This window comes from Niabella sp. CPT15-335-S11 (genome assembly GCF_058792415.1).
Map to the genome: position 1 here is coordinate 315,693 of NZ_JBYTEI010000002.1, position 20,458 is coordinate 336,150.

The window sequence follows — 20,458 nt, forward strand, 5'->3', positions numbered from 1 at the left end:
TTCGATTACCAATTCCCGAGAGTTATCGGAATATTTCTTTTAATTTGTTGGTAAATCGGGAGATTTATGCTGAAGATCATTCCACGGGATGTAAGTTGGTTATCCTTCAATGAGCGTGTACTGCAGGAAGCGGCCGATCCTGCTGTACCCCTGAAAGAACGGGTAAAATTCCTGGCTATTTATTCAAATAACCGGGATGAGTTCTTCAGGGTCAGGGTGGCTTCCCTGAAAAGGATGCTTCAGATTGAGACCAAGCTGAACATGCACCCTGAAAAAAATCCCAAAAAGATCCTGAACCAGATTCAGCATCTGATCGCCCGCCAGCAGGATGAGTTTGAAAAAGTCTGGGCGGAAGTATTGAAGGAGCTGAACAAAAAGAATATATTTCTGAAATCGGCGAACCGGCTGACATCCCAGCAAAAGAAATTCATTCAGAATTTTTATGATACTGAAATCAGTCCGAATATCATCCCCCTGATGATTGGGAATATCACCAAATTTCCAAACCTGCGGGATAAGTCAATCTTCCTGGGCGTGGTCATGAGCAAAAAAAACGACCCGTCCGACCGGAAGTATGCGGTCATTGAAATACCCGTATCCGCCGTGGGCAGATTTATCCTGTTACCTTCAAAACCGGGCCAGCACGATATCATGCTCCTGGAAGATGCAATTAAATTTAACCTGCCGGATATTTTTTCGTTTCTTGGTTATGATAGCTTTAGCGGGCATATTTTCAAATTCACCCGCGATGCAGAACTGGATATTGATAATGCCGATACTTCCTCCATTGTTCAGAAACTGGAAAAAGGATTGAAAAACCGGCGAAAGGGTAAACCTATCCGGCTGACCTATGATGAAGATATAGACAAGGACCTGCTCAATTACCTGATGAAACGTTTCGGATTGTCGAAGCAAGATAATCTGATCCCGGGAGGGAGTATTCATAATTTCAGGCATTTTATGGATTTCCCGGAGCAGGTGTTCGAAGATAAAACCAAAAGAAAAGAACCAATCGATCATCCGTTACTCGAAGACAAACGAATCTGGGATGTGATCCTACACCGGGATATACTCTTGGATTTTCCATACCATAGTTTCACTCCGGTTATTGATCTGATTCGTGAAGCCGCTTTCGACCCGGATGTTGTTTCGATCAAAATCTGCTGTTACCGGCTGGCGCCTCTATCCAAAATTATCAACGCCCTGATCAACGCGGCGCGAAATAGTAAAGATGTTACCGTGATGCTGGAACTCCGGGCCAGGTTTGATGAAGAGGCCAACCTGGAATGGAAAACCCGGCTTGAAGATGTGGGCGTGAAAGTCCTTACAGGTATTCAGAATATGAAAGTGCACGCCAAGATCTGTGTGATCAGGAAACGTCTGCACAGTAGAATCATTGAGTATGGTTTTGTAAGCACCGGCAACATGAATGAGAAAACCGCCCGGATCTATGGCGATCACTGTCTGCTGACTTCCAATCGCAAGATCATGGCCGATATCAAAAGGATCTTCAGCTTCCTGGAAAATCCGAGGACGGGCACTCATTACCTGGGCAGGTGCAAAACCATTATACCAAGTCCGCATTACGTCAGAATTATGTTAATCAACCTCCTGGACCAGGAAATTGCACAGGCCATCAAAGGCAAACGTGCCGAAGTCATTCTCAAAATGAACTCCCTGGCAGATACCATCCTGATCCAAAAGTTGCATGAAGCTGCCATTGCGGGGGTGGTAGTAAAACTGATTGTAAGGGGTATATTCTGTATGCTCACTGAAAACCCGCGATACAAACATCCTATCACTGCGGTAAGTATTGTGGATGAATACCTGGAACACGCGCGGGTCTGGGTGTTTCATAATAAAGGGAATCCAAAGGTTTATCTCTCTTCCGCAGACTGGATGGTCCGCAATCTCGAACACAGGGTAGAAGCGACCTGCCCGGTAACTAATAAAAAATTAAAACAGGAGCTGATCGATATTTTAAATATCCAGTTGAGAGACAATGTCAAAGCCCGCATACTGGATAATGAACTGAGCAATCACTACGTCAGATCCGGAACTGTGAGGATCAGATCACAGGAAGAAACGTATAATTATCTATTGAACAAATCATATAACATTGAAACTGGCAGCTATTGACATTGGAAGTAATGCGGCAAGGTTACTGATCACGGATGTAACGCTGACGAAAGGGAACAAGCCGGAATTCATTAAATCAAACCTGGTCAGGGTACCCCTCCGGCTTGGATTTGATGTGTTCGAGAACGGCGAAATATCGGAAAAAAGAGCCAGGCATCTCATCAGCACGATCAAGGCCTATAAACACCTGCTGGAAGCATATGAAGTGAAACATCTTAAGGCTTGCGCCACTTCCGCCATGCGCGAAGCATCAAATGCTAAGGTGATCCTGGATCGCGTAGAAAAAGAAACAGGTGTAAAAGTTGAGGTGATCTCCGGAGAGACCGAGGCTTCGCTGATCTATGAAAACCATATTACAGACAGCCTCGCCCGGGACAACACCTACCTTTATATAGATGTGGGGGGAGGAAGCACGGAACTGATGATCTTCAATAACGGCGAACTGACCAATAAACGGTCTTTCAATATTGGAACTATTCGTATATTGAAACAATTGGTGAATGAATCCCAATGGGGCGAAATGAAAAACTTTATTCGCACCTCCACAAAACCTTCGGGAAAAATCACCGCGATCGGGTCGGGTGGAAATATCAACAAGATTTTTTCTTTGTCTAAGAGAAAAGAAGGGAAATTGCTCACTGTTGAACTTTTGCGCGATTACTATAAAGAACTGAGCAGCCTGAATCTGCAGGAAAGGATGAGTCTTTTCAAAATGCGCGAGGATCGGGCCGATGTGATTGTTCCGGCGCTTTTAATTTATAATAATGTGATGAAGTGGGCGGGAGCTTCTGAAATTCTGGTCCCCAAGATCGGACTCGCAGACGGTCTGATCCACGCATTGTATGACGAAGTTGTAAAGAATGCATTGAGCGGGAATTAATGCTGTATTATTTACGGCGATTATGGTCCTCAAAATATTGCACGGTCAACTTTCTTTCTTCCGGTTTGTAAATATTTAAGTAATCCAAATATAAAAAACATGCCAGTCAATAAGGATATAAAGCGGGTAACCACCCACACGATACAGAAAATGAAAGAGTCGGGCGAAAAGATCGCCATGCTGACTGCCTACGATTTTTCGTTTGCCCGCATTATCGATACCTCTGGAATCGATATTATTCTGGTGGGCGACTCGGCGTCCAACGTCTTCGCGGGGCACGAAACCACCCTGCCGATCACCCTGGACCAGATGATCTACCATGCCAGCTCGGTGATCAAGGGAGCACCCCGGTGCCTGGTAGTGGTGGACCTCCCATTTGGATCCTACCAGTCGAACTCGGAAATTGCACTTGCCTCGGCCGTCCGGATCATGAAAGAAACCGGCGCTCATGGCGTCAAACTGGAAGGCGGTGAAGAAGTGCTCGATTCGGTGAAAAAAATCGTATCAGCCGGCATTCCGGTAATGGGCCACCTGGGTCTTGTGCCGCAATCGATCTATAAGTTTGGTACTTATGCCGTAAGGGCAAAAGAAGAGGAGGAAGCACAAAAACTTCGTAATGACGCCATGCTGCTCCAGCAAGCAGGATGTTTTGGCCTGGTGCTGGAAAAAATCCCGGCCGGGCTGGCAAAGGAGGTCACTGAGAGCCTGCAAATCCCCGTGATTGGTATTGGCGCCGGGAAATACTGTGATGGGCAAGTACTGGTAATGCATGATATGCTGGGTATTAACACGGAATTTCACCCGAAATTCCTTCGCCAGTATCTGAATCTCTATGAACTGTCCAGCCAGGCGGTGCAGCAATATATCAAGGACGTAAAAACGGGTGATTTTCCGAACGACCAGGAACAGTATTGAGTCGAAACGCTCGAAAAAGGCCGGCAAAAATCTTCCGGGACCTGAATGTTGTGCTAGTCCGCAAACTTTTTCAAAATCCATGTTTAAGAAATAGTTATCATCTATATGTCTAATTTTGCGAACCTTAAAAATGGTATATATATTATGAATGGAATATTGAAGAAAACAGCCGGGTTCCTGTTGCTCGTACTGTTGTCCACTGGAGCTATTGCGCAGGAAAGTCTACCGCATGGATGGCATTTGCTGGATCTGAAAAAAGATGGGTTTTACGGGATCAGCATGGACAAAGCCTATGAATTTGTTAAATCAAAGGGTCTGAAAAGTACACCGGTGACCGTCGGGATTATTGATTCGGGTATTGACACAACCCATGAGGATCTGAAGGACGTACTCTGGGTGAACACGAAGGAGATCCCGGGAAACGGCATCGACGACGACCACAACGGATATATCGATGATGTTCACGGATGGAATTTTCTGGGCAGCCGCGATGGCAAGGAAAACGTGGACAAGGACTCATTTGAGGCAGCGCGCCTCTATTGGAAATGGAAAAGCAGGTTCGATGGTAAATCTCCGTCTGAAATTCCCGCACGCGACAAAGCCGATTATACTACCTGGCTCAGGGCAAAGTCTGACGTTTTCAAGGACCATATGGACCCTTCGGAAAGTGCCGTAATGATTCGTATGGCAGATGCGCTTAAAGTGGGTGATGAAACTATCCGGAAGGATCTTAAGAAGGATGTTTACACTTGCAAGGACCTTCAGTCATATAACCCGCCTACGATTAATTCCAGATACGTAAGAGAAATTATGATCCAAACCTGCAAAGGCAACGAGAACGATGAAATTTCCAACACGCAGCTTCTGTCAGAAGTTCAGAAAGATGTGGACAAGGTCAATAATGGCAAAGAGGCACCACCCGCCTACAGGGCGATGGTCGTAAAGGATAATTACGATGATTTGAATGACCGGTTTTATGGCAACGGAAACGTATATGTAAGTAAAGACGCCGCGATGCACGGCACCCATGTGGCCGGTATCATTGGCGCGGAACGGGACAATGGCAAGGGTATGAACGGCGTGGCCGATAACGTCCGCCTGATGAGCATCCGCGCGGTTCCCGATGGTGACGAGCACGACAAAGATATTGCCCTGGCAATTCGTTACGCGGTGGACAATGGCGCCAGGGTTATTAATATGAGCTTCGGAAAAGGATTTTCACCCGAGAAAAAATGGGTGGATGATGCGGTTCGTTATGCGGTTGGCAAGAACGTATTATTGGTACATGCCGCCGGAAATGATGCTAAAGACGTGGATACTACTTTTAATTATCCCTCGGCTGAATATCTGGATGGAAGCCGGCCTGCGACGTGGATCACCGTTGGGGCCAGCGGTGATGAAAAAGCCGGCGGACTGGTTGCTTCTTTCTCAAATTACGGGAAGAAAGATGTTGACGTTTTTGCGCCGGGCGTGAAAATTTATTCCACGGTTCCGGGAGGAGATACCTATCAAAACCAACAGGGAACCAGCATGGCCTCACCGGTAGTAGCGGGTATGGCAGCTTTCATCATGAGTTATTACCCGGGATTAAGCGCCCTTCAGGTTAAGCAAATAATCATGCAGACGGTAAGCAAACCAACAAAAAAAGTAAAAATCCCCGGCGCAAATCAGGATGTTCCATTTTCAGACCTCTGTGTCAGTGGAGGCATCATCAATGCTTATGAGGCCATAAAACTGGCGGATAATTTGTCCGCATCCAAGATAAAGCCGGCAGGGAGAACGACGGTTCCAAAAAAAACCACGCCTGTCAAACGAGCTCCGCGGAAAGGCAGATAACTTGGTGTTTAGCGAAATCCGGCCGCAAAATTCGCTATTTTGAAACTTGCTCCGAATTTCGTATCTTCGATAATTAGCGCATCGGGGTGCTTCTACTTTAAGCTGAGATAATACCCGAAAACTTGATCTGGATAATGCCAGCGTAAGAAATGCAACAGTTTCGAATATATTATTAAATTATTGTTCCGTCAGGCAGTGTTTACACCGCCTGACGGTTTTTTTTTGAGATTATGGAAAAAGAATTGATCAGGCAGGAAGTCGTGAACTGGCAGAACCGGAAGGAATGGTTCTTCAACCGGGAATTCACAGATACCTATGAGCAATGGTACGAGGGCAGATACAAAAGGGCGGAAGTATGGCAAAAGAAGGTGATGGAACAGTTGGTTTCTGCCGATCAGCGAATAAAAACCCTGCTGGAATTTGGTTGCGGCACGACCCGGTTTACAAGGTGGTGGCAGCAAATTGGCATTGAAGCCACCGGGGGTGATATTTCTCCTTTTATGCTTGGGCAGGCGGTGCACCTTTTTGAGGGAGACCTGGTCATGGCAGATTCGCATCACATGCCTTTCAAAGACGGGAGCTTTGATGCCCTTGCTTTCATCACCACATTCGAGTATTACAAAGACCCCGTCCAGGTGATCCGTGAAGCCTCCCGCGTCGCGAAATATGGGATTGCCATGGGTATGATGAACCGGAACACACCGAAGTTTTTCAGAAGAAGGATCCAGCAGGCTTTTGGAAAGAATCCTTTTTACGTTACGGCCACATTTTACACACCCCACAAGCTCATCGGCATCATCGAAGAAGCGCTTAAGGGCCGGCACTATTCAATCTCCTGGACCTGCACAGGTTTACCTAAATGGTTCCCTGTGCAGCAATGGAGTCTGCCGCTGGGCGATTTCTTTGGATTGTACATCGCGTTCAACGACCGAACTCATGAAACAGGGGAAAATCAATAAACCGGCCTTTGAAAATATATTCACTGGGTTTCTTGGTGAACAATGCGACCAGGTTCTGGCCGGACCGGCATTTGGCGTGGATGTTGCCGTGATAGACCTTGTCGGCGACAAGGCTCTGGCGGTGACGAGCGACCCCCTCTCCTACATTCCATCGCTGGGACTTAGGGAATCCGCCTGGCTTTCTGTACACCTGATGGCCAACGATATGGCTACAACAGGTTTCGGACCGCAATTTGCGCAGTTTGTGCTGAATCTGCCCGCGGGTATTCCGGAAAGTGATTTTATCACTTATTGGAGATATATTCATCAATTTTGCAAAGAAACCGGCGTCAGTATCACCGGCGGTCATACCGCCTTTGTAGAGGGGCAGCAATCCACACTGGCGGGCGGCGGAACTTTTTTTACGGTAGCAGAAAAAAGCCGAATCCTTACATCCGACAAAGCCGAAGCTGGCAATCTGATTCTGATGACCAAAGAGGCCGCCATTTCTTCGATGTCCATTCTTGCGAGAAGTTTCCCGAATAAAGTCGGCCTTGAACTTGGGCCGGAGATCCTGGACGCAGGAAGAGCTTTGTTTGAGCGCACCACTGCACTGGCCGAAGGGCTTATTGCGGGCGGACTAAACCAGGTTGAACGGGTAGTGACGGCTATGCATGATGTTACGGAGGGTGGCGTCTTGGGCGCAGTGTACGAAATGGCTGAAGCATCGGGCAACGGCGTAACCCTGTACGAAAAGGAAATCACCGTAGGAAAAGCCGTCAGGGAGATTGCTGGTCTTTTTTCGCTGGACCCGCTGTACTGCATTGGAGCAGGATCTATGCTGATGGCCGTAGAAAAAGGAAAAGCAGCTCTACTGATCCGGAAGCTGGCGGAGTCGGGAATTCGGTCGGGCATTATCGGCCAACTAACCCCGGAACGGGAAGGAAAATTTATGGTAACCAAAGAGGGAAAATCAGCATCACTCAATTACCCTGAAAGGGATCCTTATTGGGAAGCTTTTTTTCGCGCTTTAAATGAACATTGGAATTAAATGAAAATAAAAGGTGGCCTATATCTGATCGTGGATGCACTGCTTGATAAAGCGCTGCTGATGCAAAAAATGAGAACGGCGCTCGGGAACGGGGTAGCCATTGTGCAGATTTACCATACAGAACAGGCGGAGCTAAGCACGATCAGCGAGATCATCAATCTTTGCCATACTTATGAGGTGCCTGTCCTGGTAACTGACCATTGGGCATTACTAAAAACACTGCCAGCGGATGGCGTACACTTCGATAGTATTCCCGATGATTTTGAAACGATCCAAATGCAAGTCAACAGGCCGTTCCTGAAGGGAGTCACCTGTTCCAATGATTTGTCGGTCATCACAAAGGCAAATGAACTGAAATTTGACTATATTTCTTTTTGTTCCATGTTCCCATCTCCTTCCGCGGGGAAATGTGAAATTGTAAAATTTGAAACAGTGAGGAAGGCCCGCGCCATGACAGATATTCCATTCTTTGTTGCAGGCGGTATCAGGCCGGAAAACTTGCCTGAGCTTTATGATATTCCATTCGATGGCGTGGCTGTCATATCAGGAATTATGACCGCAGATGACGTTGCTGCCACAACCCGGGAATATGTTTCCGGATTAATAAAAAATAAACAACCATGAGACTCGAGACAATCAATAAACTTTGTTGCCCTTTTGACAGAGAAGATCTTGAACTTCAGATTATAAGCCGTGATCTGAACGGGCAGGTCATTGAAGGAGTGTTGACCTGCACCCATTGTCACAGATACTATCCCATCATCAGTGGCATTCCCATTATGTCTCCCGACGAATACCGGCAAAAAGAACTGGAAGCGCCGGTAGTCAGCAAGTGGGATGCGGAATTAAATAATCCCGCGACTGGATTCAAACTGCTTGAATAAAAATCACTGTATGGCGACCTTTATTACTAAACAGTGAACAGAGGATTGTGTAGTCGGCTCCACAAGCGCTTTAAAAATAACCTACACCGTTTTTATTCAACACCACCCTTTCGTACCGGGTCCATTACCGGTGGCCATGAAATGATCTGACCCTGGCTGTTTTTATCGCTGAGGCGTCTCTTCTCACGGGATGCCCGATCCGGATCTTCACTGGCCATGTAGGCCAGGATCGCGGTTGCCACCACGCTTCGCCTCAGTTCATCAAACACGATCTTATCATAGGTATCCAGGTTCGTATGCCAGGTCACCGTTCCGTAATCCCAATTGTTGGTCCCCAGGTAAAAGGAGGGCACACCCGCTGCAACGAATGAAGCATTGTCCGAACCACCTCCCGAGGGCGTTCCAGGGAATGCAGTTTCAATGTCAGTAATGCCCGGTGGGATGGCGCGCAGCCATCTTCCCAGAAAATCATAGGCATTCAAAAATCCAGCTCCGTTGATAAAGTTTGTCCTGCCTGTTCCGCCGTCCTGGTTAAACACTGCCTGAATATTCTCAACCACTTCAGGATGATCTTTTACAAAAGCTCTTGAACCATTCAGGCCCTGCTCTTCGCTGCCCCAATGCCCCGCCAGTATCGTCCGTTTAGGAGAAGGATACCATTTTTTCAAAAGTCGCATGGCTTCCATGACGATCAGGGTGCCGGTACCGTTGTCCGTGGCCCCGGTGCCACCATCCCAGGAATCCAGGTGCGCAGAGAGTATCACAAATTCTCCCGGTTTTTCGCTGCCCCTTATCGTTCCGAGGGTATTGAAAGCAGGCTGCATGCCCGTTTTTTTGGATTCAGCATAAAGCTGGACTACAGGCTTTTTTCCGTTTTCTGCCAGCCTGTAAATCAATCCATAATCCTCCAGTCCCACATCAAACACAGGAATTTTTTTTGCGACAGTGCCGAAGATTTTATTCGCGCCATAGGTGCGGCTCCAGTTAGAACTGATCACTCCGGCTGCACCAGCTTTTTCAAGTGACAGAACGATATTACGAGCGCTGAAGCCTGAACGCTGGATACGATGTTGCCAGGCCGCTTCAGCCTGTTCCCTGTCGAGCTTCATTTTTTCATACGCTTCTTTGCGGGCATATTTCTCCCAATTATCATTTGGCCGGCCGGTTGGCTGGGGCATACTGACAAGAACCAGTTTGCCTTTCACCTGTGGTAGCATCCGCGCAAAGGACAGGGAGTCCGGAGCATCCGGCAGGATCACTACTTCCGCTGTCACCCCCTGTTTGGGCGTCGCGGGGCTCCACGCAAGTTGAGTTCCTGAAAGGGTTTTGACCCAGGGTTGCAGCATATCCGCATGCGATACACCTCTCTCCCAGCCCCTCCATTGCCCCCAGGTCTGGTTTTCCGAAGGAATGCCCCAGTTCCTGTAGGAATCCATAATCCAGTCCTGCGATTTTTTCATTTTCGACGAACCTACGAGCCTGGGGCCGATTCCGTCCATTAGTTCGGTCGCTAACCTTTCGAGCTGGGAATGTTCGAATGCGTCCTTTACGAGGTTTTTGACCAAAACAGAATCCTGTGCAAACAACGGCGCCAGTCCTGGCAGCAGCACCATCAACAAAATAAACTTCCTGAACATCGTTAAGCTGTTTTGCGGCTAAAATAGTTAAATGTTCGGGTTTTACCCCTTTCTCATTGATTTATAATAAATTTGTCCATTAAAAAAGTTCACATGCCGCTTCATCACTTATTCGTTATTTATTTGATCAGTTTCCTGCTTGTCTTTCTCCCATCTTACGGTTTATCGCTTTTGTTCAAGAAAGCGGGTCAGGCTTCCTGGAAAGCCTGGGTTCCATTTTACAACACCTGGGTGATGCAGGAGATTACGAAAAGGCCAAAGCACTGGGTCTTCTGGCAATTCATTCCTGTTGTTGGCTGGTTTATTACACCCGGCACTTTTATTGAATTCGCCAAAGTATTTTGCAGATTTTCCTTCGCTGATCATACTGCCGCTGCGCTATTAGCGCCATTTTATTTCCCCTGGCTGGCTCATAATAAAGACGCCCGGTTCATCGGACCCGAAGGTGTGAAAAAACACCGTAAGCCGGCCTGGCGCGAATGGGTTGACGCAGGTATTTTCGCCATTGTGGCTGCTACGCTGATCCGCACGTTTATTTTTGAAGCCTATGTAATCCCTTCAAGCTCTATGGAAAAAACCCTGCTTATCAATGACTACCTTTTTGTAAGTAAACTAAGTTACGGTCCAAGAGTACCCAACACACCGTTGTCGGTTCCCTTTATTCATAATTATATCCCGGGGCTGAATACTAAATCCTACACCACTCTGCTGGAACTGCCTTATATCCGCTGGTTTGCAAACCCGGTAAAAAGAAATGATTGTGTGGTATTCAACTTCCCTGCGGGTGATACCGTTATCCATGCGCCGGGTTTTGAATCGGCAAATCCCTACTATGATATAAAGAGAAGAGCTGCGGAAGGATCTGTTTCCGATCAGGAAGTGCTGAATAATCCAGGTCAATTCCCGGTGGTGGCGCATCCGGTTGACAAGACCGACAACTATATCAAGCGTTGCGTGGGTATTGCCGGTGATTCGCTGAAGATCGTCAATGGTAATGTGTACATCAACAATGCACCTGCGTTTCTTTCTCCAACGTCGGCAACCTATTATAATTTCCGGACCAAGAATAACGCAACGATTGATCCTGACTTCCTCCGTGAGGCCGGGATTTCACTGAACCTGGAAAGCAGCAGTTCAGATTTTAATATGTTTCATGATGGATCCTACCAGGTAAACCTGACGCCGAAGGAACTGGAAATTCTGAAAAAATTACCAGTCGTTGATGTTTCAACGATAACGAAAGATATCTTCCCGGCGGATGCGATGATATCAACCGCGTTGTTCCCATTTTATGACACCCTGCATAAATGGACGCCCGACAATTATGGTCCGGTATGGATACCAAAAAAGGGAGTAACCATTACGGTCACACCTGAAAACCTGCCCTATTACAGCCGTTGTATCAGAACTTATGAGAAAAATAGTCTGGAGGTTAAAAATGGGAAGATTTACATCAATGGCGCCGTAACGAATCAGTACACTTTTAAAATGAATTACTATTGGATGATGGGCGATAACCGGCACAAATCGCAGGACAGCCGCTTCTGGGGATTTGTACCCGAGGATCACGTGGTTGGAAAGGCTTCGTTGATCTGGTTTAGCTGGGAAAATGGCCCAAGGTGGAAACGCCTGTTCCGGATTATTAAGTAAAACGACGTAACTTTATATGCCCCTTTCTGTAGAGAGGGGCATTTTCGTCTGAATACCCTTCTGCGAAATTAGCCGGAGGTGCAGTGAATTTTTGTATAGGTTCCTCCTGGAAATAATAATTTCGCTCAATGGTGATATTTAATTGTTTTAATAACTTGACCGATGAGAGAACAAAATTTTCAATTTTCCTACCGTGTGTACAGTAACATGGATGAATTAGGAAAAGAAGATGCACGTTTGCTGAAACTGGCCCGGGAAGCCACTGCTAAAGCTTATGCCCCTTATTCCAGGTTTAATGTGGCCTGTGCGGCCAGACTGGAAAACGGAAGGACGATCATAGGAACGAACCAGGAAAACGCATCCTATCCCGTAGGTATCTGTGCTGAGCGGGCACTGCTCGCGAGCGTTGGTACTCAATATTCCGATGAACCTATTGAAACGATGGCTGTCTCCTATCACGCGTTAGATGGCAGCAGCGATCATCCCATTTCGCCCTGCGGTATGTGCAGGCAGGCATTAACTGAATACGAGAACAGAGCAGGTAAACCCATCCGTTTGATCCTCTCGGGTCTCGAAGGTGAGGTGTATCTGATCAGCAACGCCAAAGACTTGCTGCCACTGGGTTTCAGCAATCGGGATCTCGGCAGATAGCTTTCGCATCCCCTTCATTTGAGTCTTTTTGCTGACCAGTTATTTGGCCGGGGTGATGATGATATTCCTAAATTCAACCGGACCGTGATCACCCTGGAAATAGATAGGTCCAGGTTCACCCTCATTGCTATCCAGCGCCCCACCCGTTGGCCCCGGAATCTCCTGGTTGCTGATGATGGTCTTGCCGTTTGCAACGATGGTTACCATTCTTCCAATCAAAGTAATATCATAGGACTGCCATACATTAGGGCCCTTGGTTGCCATTTCGCCCGGGGTCAGGAATCCATAAATTCCCCCAAACAAAACATTAGACGGATGGGCGTCTGCCGGACTGTCTTCAATCTGCAGCTCATGCCTTCCCCTTAAATAAATACCACTGTTGCTTCCTTTCGGATAGCGAAACTCAACATGCAGCTTGAAATCTTCAAATTTCCGGTCTGAAATCAGGTTGCCTCCGGCTTTACTGTTAGCAAGAACTCCGTTCTTCACCACCCATTGATTCTGACCTCCAACCGTATGCCAGCCATTCAGGTCTTTGCCGTTGAACAACTTTACAGGAGTTCCCCATACAGGGGCCTTGGATCTTTTCATCAGGGGCGCCCGTACTCCTTTAAAAGTATATTTCTTCCCATCGCTCTGCGTAACTGTTCCGCTCACTGAGTTCCCCTGCAGAGTACCTTCAATCTGAAAATCTTTATCGCCACTTTCCCATTGCGGCGGGATGCTGAACCAAAATCGACCGTTGTCGAAAAACACTTTTGCAACCGGCCGCACGCTGCCTACAACCGCAACATAATATCCTACCAGTGTCCGGTCACCCGAAAGTTTCACTTCCATCCAGGAAGGCATGGCCTTTCCGTTTACGTCGAGCGTCAGGTCCCAGCGTCCGATCAGTTCTTTTTGATCGCCAGCTTTACTATCGTTTTGTACAGAATAATTTGCGTTTGCATTCAGCAATCCGGTCATGGTTAAACAAACCATGGAGAGAAAGAAATAGCGCATGAAAATCGTTTTAGCTTTGATAAAAAGTGAAAGGTAATGTATTATTAAAAACGGGGCAAACTGATTTGGTGCAGTAAGGGGTTTCAATTTCGTGGTGATCAGAGCATTTTAGTGCTTAGGCTATTTGCCAAAGCTGCTGCAGTTGTTTTTGCAAAAGACGAAAAAAGCCTTTATCTATAGCTCAGGTCCATTCCTTCACAAGGCTCACGCCCACCCGGCCGTTTAATCCTGGAATCGGCGCTGTGAGTTTATAGATCGTCATGCTGACACGTTCAGCTCGGGGAAACTGATCTTTTATTTTTGCAGCCATTTCCGTAAGTAGGGTCTCCAGCAATTCCCGGGGGCTCTGCATTTCGGACTTTATCAGTTCATATAGCTTTACATAATCTGCTGTTTCATCAAGCTCCCGGATAAAATCCTTGTCGTTCCGCAAGGTCAGAGCAACGTGAAATTCAAATTCGTTTCCTTGTTCTTTCTCCCTGGGATACAAACCGTGGAACCCGAAAAACTTCAGGCTCTCAAAACGAAGCGTGATTACCGGGTAGCCCATAGCCGGGATTTATATTATTTAAAAGATTAGATAATTAATCTAAGCCGTTAATAGCCAGATATTTTTCAGCATCTAACGCCGACATACATCCACTCCCTGCTGCGGTCACGGCCTGCCGGTAAACGCGGTCCTGCACGTCACCCGCGGCGAAGACGCCCGCCACATTTGTTTTTGAAGTTCCTGGCACCGTTTTAATATAACCGGTTTCATCCAGGTCCAGGTAGTCCTTAAATATTTCAGAATTGGGTTGGTGGCCAATGGCTACGAAGAACCCGTTGACGGGAATGACTTTTTTCTCACCTGTTTTATTATTGACGATCCTGACCCCTGTGACGTTCTTGTCACCCAGCACTTCTTCGGGACTACTATTGAAATGTAAGATTATATTAGGCGTTTTCAGAACCCGTTCCTGCATGATCTTGCTGGCCCTCATCTCATCACGGCGGACGAGCATATGCACATTGGCACAAAGTTTTGCCAGGTACAGGCCTTCTTCAGCGGCCGAATCACCACCACCCACGATGGCCACTTCCTTGCCCCTGAAGAAAAATCCGTCGCAAACGGCACAGGCACTTACGCCAAAACCATTGTATTTTTCCTCTCCGGGAATTCCCAGCCACTTGGCTGCAGCTCCTGTCGCGATAATCACGACGTTGGCCTCAATGAGCTTATCCTCGTCTATCCAGACTTTATGCGGATGTGACGAGAAATCTACCCGTGTAGCCAGTCCATAGCGGATATCGGCCCCCATTCTTTTAGCCTGGTTTTCAAAATCGATCATCATCTCAGGCCCCTGGATCCCAACCGGATATCCTGGGTAATTCTCAACTTCAGTCGTGGTTGTTAACTGTCCGCCCGGCTGAATTCCCTGGTATAATACAGGGCGCATGTTTGCCCGGGCAGCATAAACGGCAGCGGTATAGCCCGCGGGTCCGGAACCAATGATCAAACAATTTACTTTTTCTGTTACTTGATCTGACATATCTAATTGAATTTGAATAAAGACAAATGTAAAACTAAAATGTTTAAATCGGTAAATCTGTGATACAGGTTACAAAAGACGAAAATTCCGGCTCAATTTCGGATGTACGGCTAAACTGACAGAAGCTGCCTATCTGCCGACCTGGTACACATTGGTTTTCGCAAATCAAAACAAAAATTAAGTAAAATTTTAGATTACTATGGTATAATATTAATAATCAATTACTTTAATAGATAAATAGTCATTCAATTTCGAACTACACTTTCCAAATAATTTTAGACTGATTTTCCTAAATATTACTAAAATGATCATTTTGTAACAAAATCGTAATTAAATTTTGTTTTAGTACAATAACCTATTAACTTCACTTCCAGAATGGATACAACGAATAAAAAGTACAAGGCGCTCATGGCAGGCGCAAGAGAACTCTTCTGGAAACATGGATTCAAGCGCGTATCAATTAGCGAGATCTGTAAGAAAGCAGGAATCAGTAAAATGACCTTCTACCGTTACTTCCCCAATAAGGCGGAGTTGGCAAAAGCGATTTTTGAGCTTGAAGTTAGCAAAGGTCAAACACAATTTAAAGAGATCATCCAGAGTGAACGCTCACCTGCCGAAAAGATAAGAGATTTGCTGCTTCTTAAATTCGAGAGTACCCGTTTTATCAGTCCCGAATTTCTGAACGATTTTTATCTGGACAGCAGCTCTGACCTTAAAGAATTTGTCAAAAACAAAACCCGGGAAGCCTGGGAAGTGCTGAAGGACGATTACAAAAAGGGAATGGAACAGGGTTTATTCCGGAAAGACATCAATCTGGATCTGCTTATCAGGGTCCAGTATCACCTGGTTGATCTGACCAGCGACAAGGAGCTTTCCCGCCTGTATCCTAACCGCCAGGAATTGATCATGGACCTGGCCAACCTGTTCATTTATGGCGTTGTACCGCACGATTAATACACTCAGACTACTCAGTCAGATTGCCCTGGCTGTAATGCTAATGCAGTGTTCCCCAGTATTGGCGCAGGATTCTCTGCGTTTAAGTGGACTGGTTTCAGCTTATACGCTCCTGAATTCGGACAGCAAATTACCCTGGTGGAACGGTGCGCGGTTCATCCCTCAATTCAATTTTGCAGACACCTTCGCAAGCAAGAAATTATTTGACCTGGAAGCATCCGCGAATATTTACGGGAACGCGGGATTCAGGCCTTTTGATTCGAGCCAGTTTAATGGTACCGTAAAACCATACCGGCTGTGGGCCAGGTACAGTACCCAACAGTTCGAGCTACGTGCAGGGCTCCAAAAGATCAATTTCGGCTCCGCGACAATCCTGAGGCCCCTCATGTGGTTTGACCAGTTGGACCCGCGAGACCCTCTGAAACTTACTGATGGTGTGTGGGGTCTTCTTTCCCGCTATTACTTTCTGAATAATACCAATATATGGCTTTGGGGCCTCTACGGAAACGATAAATTAAAAGGCTGGGAAACTTTACACACTGTCAAAAGGACTCCTGAGTTCGGCGGCCGGATCCAGACTCCCGTACCGAAAGGAGAAGCCGCATTCTCTTATCACCACAGAACAGCCAACGGTGAACCGTGGTCAGATTCGATCAATCATTTCGGCAGGGTGCCTGAAAATCGTTTTGGATTTGATGCGAAATTTGATATGGCTGTTGGATGGTGGGTGGAAGCCTCCTGGTCACATTTCAAAAAGAACTCCGTGGAATCGCTCAACCAGGAGATTATTAACCTGGGAATGGATTATACCTTCGGACTTGGAAATGGACTAACAGCCACTTACGAGCATTTATTAGCGGCCTCAGGTGAAAAGGCATTTAACTTTCATAAATATCTGACTTTCTCATTGTTAAGTGCATCATACCCTGTTGATCTGCTGGACAACCTGTCGGTCATCCTGTATTATGACTGGAGTCGCAGGAGAGCCTATAGTTTCTTAAACTGGCAGAGACAGTATAACAATTTCGGCCTGAACATCATGGGATACCTGAACCCAAGGGACTACAATATTCCCACACAGCCTTCGGGGGGATTACTATATGCCGGAAAGGGAATCCAGATAATGTTCGTGTATAACTTTTAACTTGAATAGATGATCAAAAAAATTCAATGTTCAACACATGACTGACCAATTAATCATCCACACAGAACAACTTGTAAAAAGGTTCCCGATGGGTAAGAAATCGTTCGAAGCGCTTAAAGGAATTACCATCGATCTGGGAACCGGCGAGTTTACCGGACTGGTTGGCCCCAGCGGTTCGGGGAAAACCACCCTGCTGAATATTATCGGGACCCTGGATAGCCCGAGCGCCGGACTGGCCCTCGTATTGGGAAAATCCGTAGGTAGCCTTAGCGCAAAGGAAGCTGCCGCACTCCGCAAAGAAAAGATCGGTTTTATATTTCAAAGCTATAACTTACTGCAGGTGTATACGGTGTATGAAAACGTGGAGTTCCCCCTTCTGCTACTCAATTATTCTGCCCCGGAGCGGAAAAAAATGGTCCTGGATGCCCTTGAATGGGTTGGTCTCACGGACAAGATCAAACAAAAACCACCTCAGTTATCCGGTGGCGAAAGCCAGCGGGTAGCGATAGCAAGGGCCATGGTCAAGCGTCCCTCGCTGGTTCTGGCGGATGAGCCTACGGCAAATCTGGACGCAGCCAATTCACATCACATACTACGTACTATGGTTAAGCTGAATGAAGAACTGAAAACCACTTTTTTGTTTGCGACGCACGATGACAAAGTCATCGGATACCTTAAACGAAAGATCTATCTGAAAGACGGGCTTGTGGACAAGGATGAGCTGGTTCAGGGCATTCCGCCAAACATGGTCTTAAAATGATTTATCACTTAATAACTATCGCATCATGAAGTTAGCGATAAAATTAGCCGTTAGGAATCTCATCGGCGCAGGTTTGAGAACCTGGCTGAACGTCATAGTGCTCTCCTTTTCATTTGTAGTCATCATTGCTTCCAAAGGTATCCTGGTGGGCTGGGACCGCCAGGCAAAAAAAGATATGACGGAATGGGAGATCGGAGGCGGGCAATACTGGATGAGTCATTACGATCCCTACGACCCATTTTCCCTGACGGATGCCCATGCGCAGATACCAGCGCCTTTTATCCCGGAAATAGAAAAGAACGATATGGTACCCACCCTTATTTCCCAGGGTACGCTTTATCCGCAGGGCAGAATTCAGACGGCACTCATCAAAGGCATTCCGCCCCGCCAAACCTTGCTGAAGTTACCTACCCGCAAATTGGATACCGTGGCAGGTAATACGCCTGCCATTATTGGGGCCAATATGGCCAGGCAGACAAAGCTGAAACCGGGTGATGAAGTAACACTGCGATGGCGCGACGCAAACGGGACATTTGATGCAACTACATTAACCATTACAGCAGTTTTCACCACCAACGTTCCGACGGTAGATGTGGGACAGATCTGGATTCCGCTGGACAGTCTCCAGTCAATGCTTGGCATGCCCGGGCAAGCTACCATTGTCACTTACCGGGACAAAGCATTGAGAGGACAGCAGGTTAAAAACTGGAAATGGGTTCCGTATTCAGATCTGGTCAGGGAAATCGAAAGCGTTATCCGGGCCAAATCGGTTGGCCAGTCTGTTTTTTATGCCATCCTGCTAATCCTTGCCCTTCTGGCAATCTTTGACACCCAGGTACTGTCAATCTTCCGCCGGCAAAAGGAGATCGGGACCTATGTGGCACTTGGATATACCCGCCGGGAAGTGGTTGTGCTGTTTACTGTTGAGGGCGGACTCCATGCGGTTCTGGCTTCGCTTGTTGGGGCTGTTTGGGGTATTCCGGTTCTCGCCTGGCTGTCAAAACACGGAATTGCATTGGGTAACACATCGGCTCAATACGGACTGGCGATTGCCAATACAATGTATCCGGTGTACAGCGCGTCTTTAATAATAGGTACCATCCTGGTGATCTTACTGGCAACAACTATTGTGAGTTATCTGCCGGCCAGGAAAATAGCAAAAATGAACCCTACAGACGCAATCAGAGGAAAAATACAATGACAAAATTTATACTCAAAGGATTATTAAGAGATAGGGGTCGGAGTCTGATTCCCTTACTGGTAGTCGCTATCGGGGTGATGCTGACCGTTTTCATGCACGGGTACATCAATGGGATCATGGGAGAAATGATTGAAAAAACGGCAAGCTTCAATACCGGGCACGTAAAGGTGATGACCAGAGCCTACGCTGCAAACCTGGAGCAGAATCCCAACGATCTGGCGATAACCGGTGTTTCGGAACTCTCGGACAGTCTGAAGAAAATATTTCCGCGTATGCAGTGGGCGTCGCGTATTCGTTTTGGGGGATTAATAGATGTTCCGGACAAAAACGGCGTCACCAGGATACAGGCACCCGCCATGGGAATGGGTATTGATCTGCTGAATCCGGGATCGCAGGAAGCCGCGAGGCTGGAATTGCGAAAGTCGATGGTCGTCGGGCAGCTACCCTCAAAACCAGGCGAGATGCTGATTAGCGATGATTTTGCGCACAAACTTGGGGTTGGAAAGGGAAGCAAGTTAACCCTTATCAGCTCAACGATGAATGGCGAAATGGCTTTCTATAATTTTACGATATCCGGAACAGTCAGGTTTGGCAATAATGCACTTGACCGCGGAACGGTGATCGTGGATCTCAAAGATGCACAAAATGCACTGGATATGCAGGATGCAGCCGGTGAAGTATTAGGTTTTTTCCCGGAAGGTTATTACACCGATAATGTTGCAAATGTTGTGCGCGACCGTTTCAACCTGGTCTTCGGAAAACGCTCCGGTGATTTTGCGCCCGTTATGCAACGGCTGCGCGATCAGGAGGGTCTTTCTTTATATGTGGATATGTCTCAAAACATGGGTTTCATCATCATCTTTGCCTTTATCATTGCCATGTCCCTGGTCCTGTGGAATGCGGGTTTACTGGGCGCTCTTCGCCGCTATGGTGAAATGGGTGTAAGACTTGCCATCGGTGAGCGGAAGGACCATATTTATGGATCGCTGATCATTGAATCCTTAATGATTGGTATTGCGGGAACAATCCTCGGAACCGCCCTCGGACTGGGATTGTCCTGGCTCATGCAGACTTACGGGATAAACATCAGCGAGTTTACAAAGAATGCCACTGCGGGTGTGATGATGCCAAATGTAGTGCGGTCCAGGATCACACCAACAGACTTTTATATCGGTGCAGTACCGGGTGTACTTTCAACGCTGGCAGGCACCCTCCTGGCCGGACTGGGTATCTATAAAAGAAAAACGGCTGAACTGTTTAAAGAACTTGAAGCCTGAAATAAAT

General features: G+C 47.0%; 19 protein-coding genes and 1 riboswitch. Of the genes, 15 read left to right on the forward strand and 4 right to left on the reverse strand.

All coding sequences use genetic code 11. From position 1 onward, the window contains the following. Positions 1-66 precede the first annotated feature (66 nt). The 8 genes from ppk1 (at position 67) to AC3WS5_RS07930 (ending at position 8,643) form a co-directional block, all read left to right on the forward strand. Complete coding sequence (ppk1, locus tag AC3WS5_RS07895) at positions 67-2,139, forward strand: polyphosphate kinase 1 (protein ID WP_492466751.1); 2,073 nt, start codon at positions 67-69, stop codon at positions 2,137-2,139. Next, positions 2,120-3,019 carry a Ppx/GppA phosphatase family protein gene (locus AC3WS5_RS07900; protein WP_492466752.1) on the forward strand — a complete coding sequence of 300 codons (900 nt, stop codon included), beginning with the start codon at positions 2,120-2,122 and terminating at the stop codon, positions 3,017-3,019. Before ppk1 ends, AC3WS5_RS07900 begins: the two co-directional genes overlap by 20 nt. Positions 3,020-3,118: 99 nt before the next feature. After that, positions 3,119-3,934 (forward strand): 3-methyl-2-oxobutanoate hydroxymethyltransferase, encoded by an 816-nt coding sequence (gene panB / locus AC3WS5_RS07905; RefSeq protein WP_492466753.1) that lies wholly within the window; start codon positions 3,119-3,121, stop codon positions 3,932-3,934. A gap of 144 nt (positions 3,935-4,078) precedes the next feature. Then, positions 4,079-5,770 carry a S8 family peptidase gene (locus AC3WS5_RS07910; protein WP_492466754.1) on the forward strand — a complete coding sequence of 564 codons (1,692 nt, stop codon included), beginning with the start codon at positions 4,079-4,081 and terminating at the stop codon, positions 5,768-5,770. Positions 5,771-5,842: 72 nt separating this feature from the next. Next, positions 5,843-5,936: riboswitch (TPP riboswitch) on the forward strand. Positions 5,937-6,000: 64 nt separating this feature from the next. Next, positions 6,001-6,729, forward strand: coding sequence for a class I SAM-dependent methyltransferase (locus AC3WS5_RS07915; protein WP_492466755.1), 729 nt, complete (start codon positions 6,001-6,003; stop codon positions 6,727-6,729). Then, positions 6,707-7,759, forward strand: a complete 1,053-nt coding sequence (locus AC3WS5_RS07920; RefSeq protein ID WP_492466756.1) for an AIR synthase-related protein — start codon at positions 6,707-6,709, stop codon at positions 7,757-7,759. Before AC3WS5_RS07915 ends, AC3WS5_RS07920 begins: the two co-directional genes overlap by 23 nt. Beyond that, entirely contained in the window at positions 7,760-8,383 is a 624-nt protein-coding gene (locus tag AC3WS5_RS07925) for a thiamine phosphate synthase (RefSeq protein WP_492466757.1), read from the forward strand. Next, positions 8,380-8,643 carry a Trm112 family protein gene (locus tag AC3WS5_RS07930; protein WP_492466758.1) on the forward strand — a complete coding sequence of 88 codons (264 nt, stop codon included), beginning with the start codon at positions 8,380-8,382 and terminating at the stop codon, positions 8,641-8,643. Before AC3WS5_RS07925 ends, AC3WS5_RS07930 begins: the two co-directional genes overlap by 4 nt. A 92-nt stretch (positions 8,644-8,735) precedes the next feature. On the opposite strand, the gene AC3WS5_RS07935 is transcribed toward AC3WS5_RS07930, so the two are convergent. Next, positions 8,736-10,280: a M20/M25/M40 family metallo-hydrolase gene (locus AC3WS5_RS07935; protein WP_492466759.1), complete on the reverse strand. Its 1,545-nt coding sequence runs from the start codon at positions 10,278-10,280 to the stop codon at positions 8,736-8,738. Positions 10,281-10,373: 93 nt separating this feature from the next. Here AC3WS5_RS07935 and lepB point away from each other — a divergent pair, with 93 nt between their 5' ends. Next, a complete protein-coding gene (lepB, locus tag AC3WS5_RS07940) occupies positions 10,374-11,930 on the forward strand; it encodes a signal peptidase I (protein WP_492466760.1) in 1,557 nt (518 codons plus the stop codon). A 162-nt stretch (positions 11,931-12,092) separates the two neighbouring features. After that, entirely contained in the window at positions 12,093-12,581 is a 489-nt protein-coding gene (locus AC3WS5_RS07945; RefSeq protein ID WP_492466761.1) for a cytidine deaminase, read from the forward strand. A 39-nt stretch (positions 12,582-12,620) separates the two neighbouring features. On the opposite strand, the gene AC3WS5_RS07950 is transcribed toward AC3WS5_RS07945, so the two are convergent. From AC3WS5_RS07950 to trxB, 3 genes are all read right to left on the reverse strand, one after another. After that, positions 12,621-13,583, reverse strand: a complete 963-nt coding sequence (locus AC3WS5_RS07950; RefSeq protein ID WP_492466762.1) for a 3-keto-disaccharide hydrolase — start codon at positions 13,581-13,583, stop codon at positions 12,621-12,623. A 181-nt stretch (positions 13,584-13,764) separates the two neighbouring features. Beyond that, a complete protein-coding gene (locus AC3WS5_RS07955; RefSeq protein WP_492466763.1) occupies positions 13,765-14,133 on the reverse strand; it encodes a dihydroneopterin aldolase in 369 nt (122 codons plus the stop codon). 34 nt (positions 14,134-14,167) lie between these two features. Next, positions 14,168-15,115, reverse strand: a complete 948-nt coding sequence (trxB, locus tag AC3WS5_RS07960) for a thioredoxin-disulfide reductase (RefSeq protein ID WP_492466764.1) — start codon at positions 15,113-15,115, stop codon at positions 14,168-14,170. Positions 15,116-15,490: 375 nt separating this feature from the next. Between trxB and AC3WS5_RS07965 the strand changes: the two genes are divergently transcribed. From AC3WS5_RS07965 to AC3WS5_RS07985, 5 genes are read left to right on the forward strand one after another with little or no spacing between them, the layout of a single operon-like run. Continuing rightward, positions 15,491-16,069, forward strand: coding sequence for a TetR/AcrR family transcriptional regulator (locus AC3WS5_RS07965; protein WP_492466765.1), 579 nt, complete (start codon positions 15,491-15,493; stop codon positions 16,067-16,069). After that, positions 16,047-17,213, forward strand: coding sequence for a hypothetical protein (locus tag AC3WS5_RS07970; RefSeq protein ID WP_492466766.1), 1,167 nt, complete (start codon positions 16,047-16,049; stop codon positions 17,211-17,213). Before AC3WS5_RS07965 ends, AC3WS5_RS07970 begins: the two co-directional genes overlap by 23 nt. Before the next feature lie 37 nt (positions 17,214-17,250). Next, on the forward strand, positions 17,251-17,973 hold the full coding sequence (locus AC3WS5_RS07975) for an ABC transporter ATP-binding protein (RefSeq protein ID WP_492466767.1): 723 nt from the start codon (positions 17,251-17,253) through the stop codon (positions 17,971-17,973). A 25-nt stretch (positions 17,974-17,998) separates the two neighbouring features. Then, positions 17,999-19,174 carry an ABC transporter permease gene (locus tag AC3WS5_RS07980; RefSeq protein ID WP_492466768.1) on the forward strand — a complete coding sequence of 392 codons (1,176 nt, stop codon included), beginning with the start codon at positions 17,999-18,001 and terminating at the stop codon, positions 19,172-19,174. Continuing rightward, a complete protein-coding gene (locus tag AC3WS5_RS07985; RefSeq protein ID WP_492466769.1) occupies positions 19,171-20,451 on the forward strand; it encodes an ABC transporter permease in 1,281 nt (426 codons plus the stop codon). Before AC3WS5_RS07980 ends, AC3WS5_RS07985 begins: the two co-directional genes overlap by 4 nt. The last annotated feature ends 7 nt before the right edge of the window (positions 20,452-20,458 follow it).

Bases quoted from the DNA above. Each gene is read 5' to 3' on its own strand.
- AC3WS5_RS07935 (WP_492466759.1), bottom strand. From the start codon at position 10,280: ATGTTCAGGAAGTTTATTTTGTTGATGGTGCTGCTGCCAGGACTGGCG.
- AC3WS5_RS07920 (WP_492466756.1), top strand. From the start codon at position 6,707: ATGAAACAGGGGAAAATCAATAAACCGGCCTTTGAAAATATATTCACT.
- AC3WS5_RS07980 (WP_492466768.1), top strand. From the start codon at position 17,999: ATGAAGTTAGCGATAAAATTAGCCGTTAGGAATCTCATCGGCGCAGGT.
- AC3WS5_RS07955 (WP_492466763.1), bottom strand. From the start codon at position 14,133: ATGGGCTACCCGGTAATCACGCTTCGTTTTGAGAGCCTGAAGTTTTTC.
- AC3WS5_RS07930 (WP_492466758.1), top strand. From the start codon at position 8,380: ATGAGACTCGAGACAATCAATAAACTTTGTTGCCCTTTTGACAGAGAA.
- AC3WS5_RS07915 (WP_492466755.1), top strand. From the start codon at position 6,001: ATGGAAAAAGAATTGATCAGGCAGGAAGTCGTGAACTGGCAGAACCGG.
- AC3WS5_RS07965 (WP_492466765.1), top strand. From the start codon at position 15,491: ATGGATACAACGAATAAAAAGTACAAGGCGCTCATGGCAGGCGCAAGA.
- AC3WS5_RS07945 (WP_492466761.1), top strand. From the start codon at position 12,093: ATGAGAGAACAAAATTTTCAATTTTCCTACCGTGTGTACAGTAACATG.
- panB (WP_492466753.1), top strand. From the start codon at position 3,119: ATGCCAGTCAATAAGGATATAAAGCGGGTAACCACCCACACGATACAG.
- AC3WS5_RS07985 (WP_492466769.1), top strand. From the start codon at position 19,171: ATGACAAAATTTATACTCAAAGGATTATTAAGAGATAGGGGTCGGAGT.
- AC3WS5_RS07925 (WP_492466757.1), top strand. From the start codon at position 7,760: ATGAAAATAAAAGGTGGCCTATATCTGATCGTGGATGCACTGCTTGAT.
- ppk1 (WP_492466751.1), top strand. From the start codon at position 67: ATGCTGAAGATCATTCCACGGGATGTAAGTTGGTTATCCTTCAATGAG.
- lepB (WP_492466760.1), top strand. From the start codon at position 10,374: ATGCCGCTTCATCACTTATTCGTTATTTATTTGATCAGTTTCCTGCTT.
- AC3WS5_RS07975 (WP_492466767.1), top strand. From the start codon at position 17,251: ATGACTGACCAATTAATCATCCACACAGAACAACTTGTAAAAAGGTTC.
- trxB (WP_492466764.1), bottom strand. From the start codon at position 15,115: ATGTCAGATCAAGTAACAGAAAAAGTAAATTGTTTGATCATTGGTTCC.
- AC3WS5_RS07910 (WP_492466754.1), top strand. From the start codon at position 4,079: ATGAATGGAATATTGAAGAAAACAGCCGGGTTCCTGTTGCTCGTACTG.
- AC3WS5_RS07950 (WP_492466762.1), bottom strand. From the start codon at position 13,583: ATGCGCTATTTCTTTCTCTCCATGGTTTGTTTAACCATGACCGGATTG.
- AC3WS5_RS07970 (WP_492466766.1), top strand. From the start codon at position 16,047: ATGGCGTTGTACCGCACGATTAATACACTCAGACTACTCAGTCAGATT.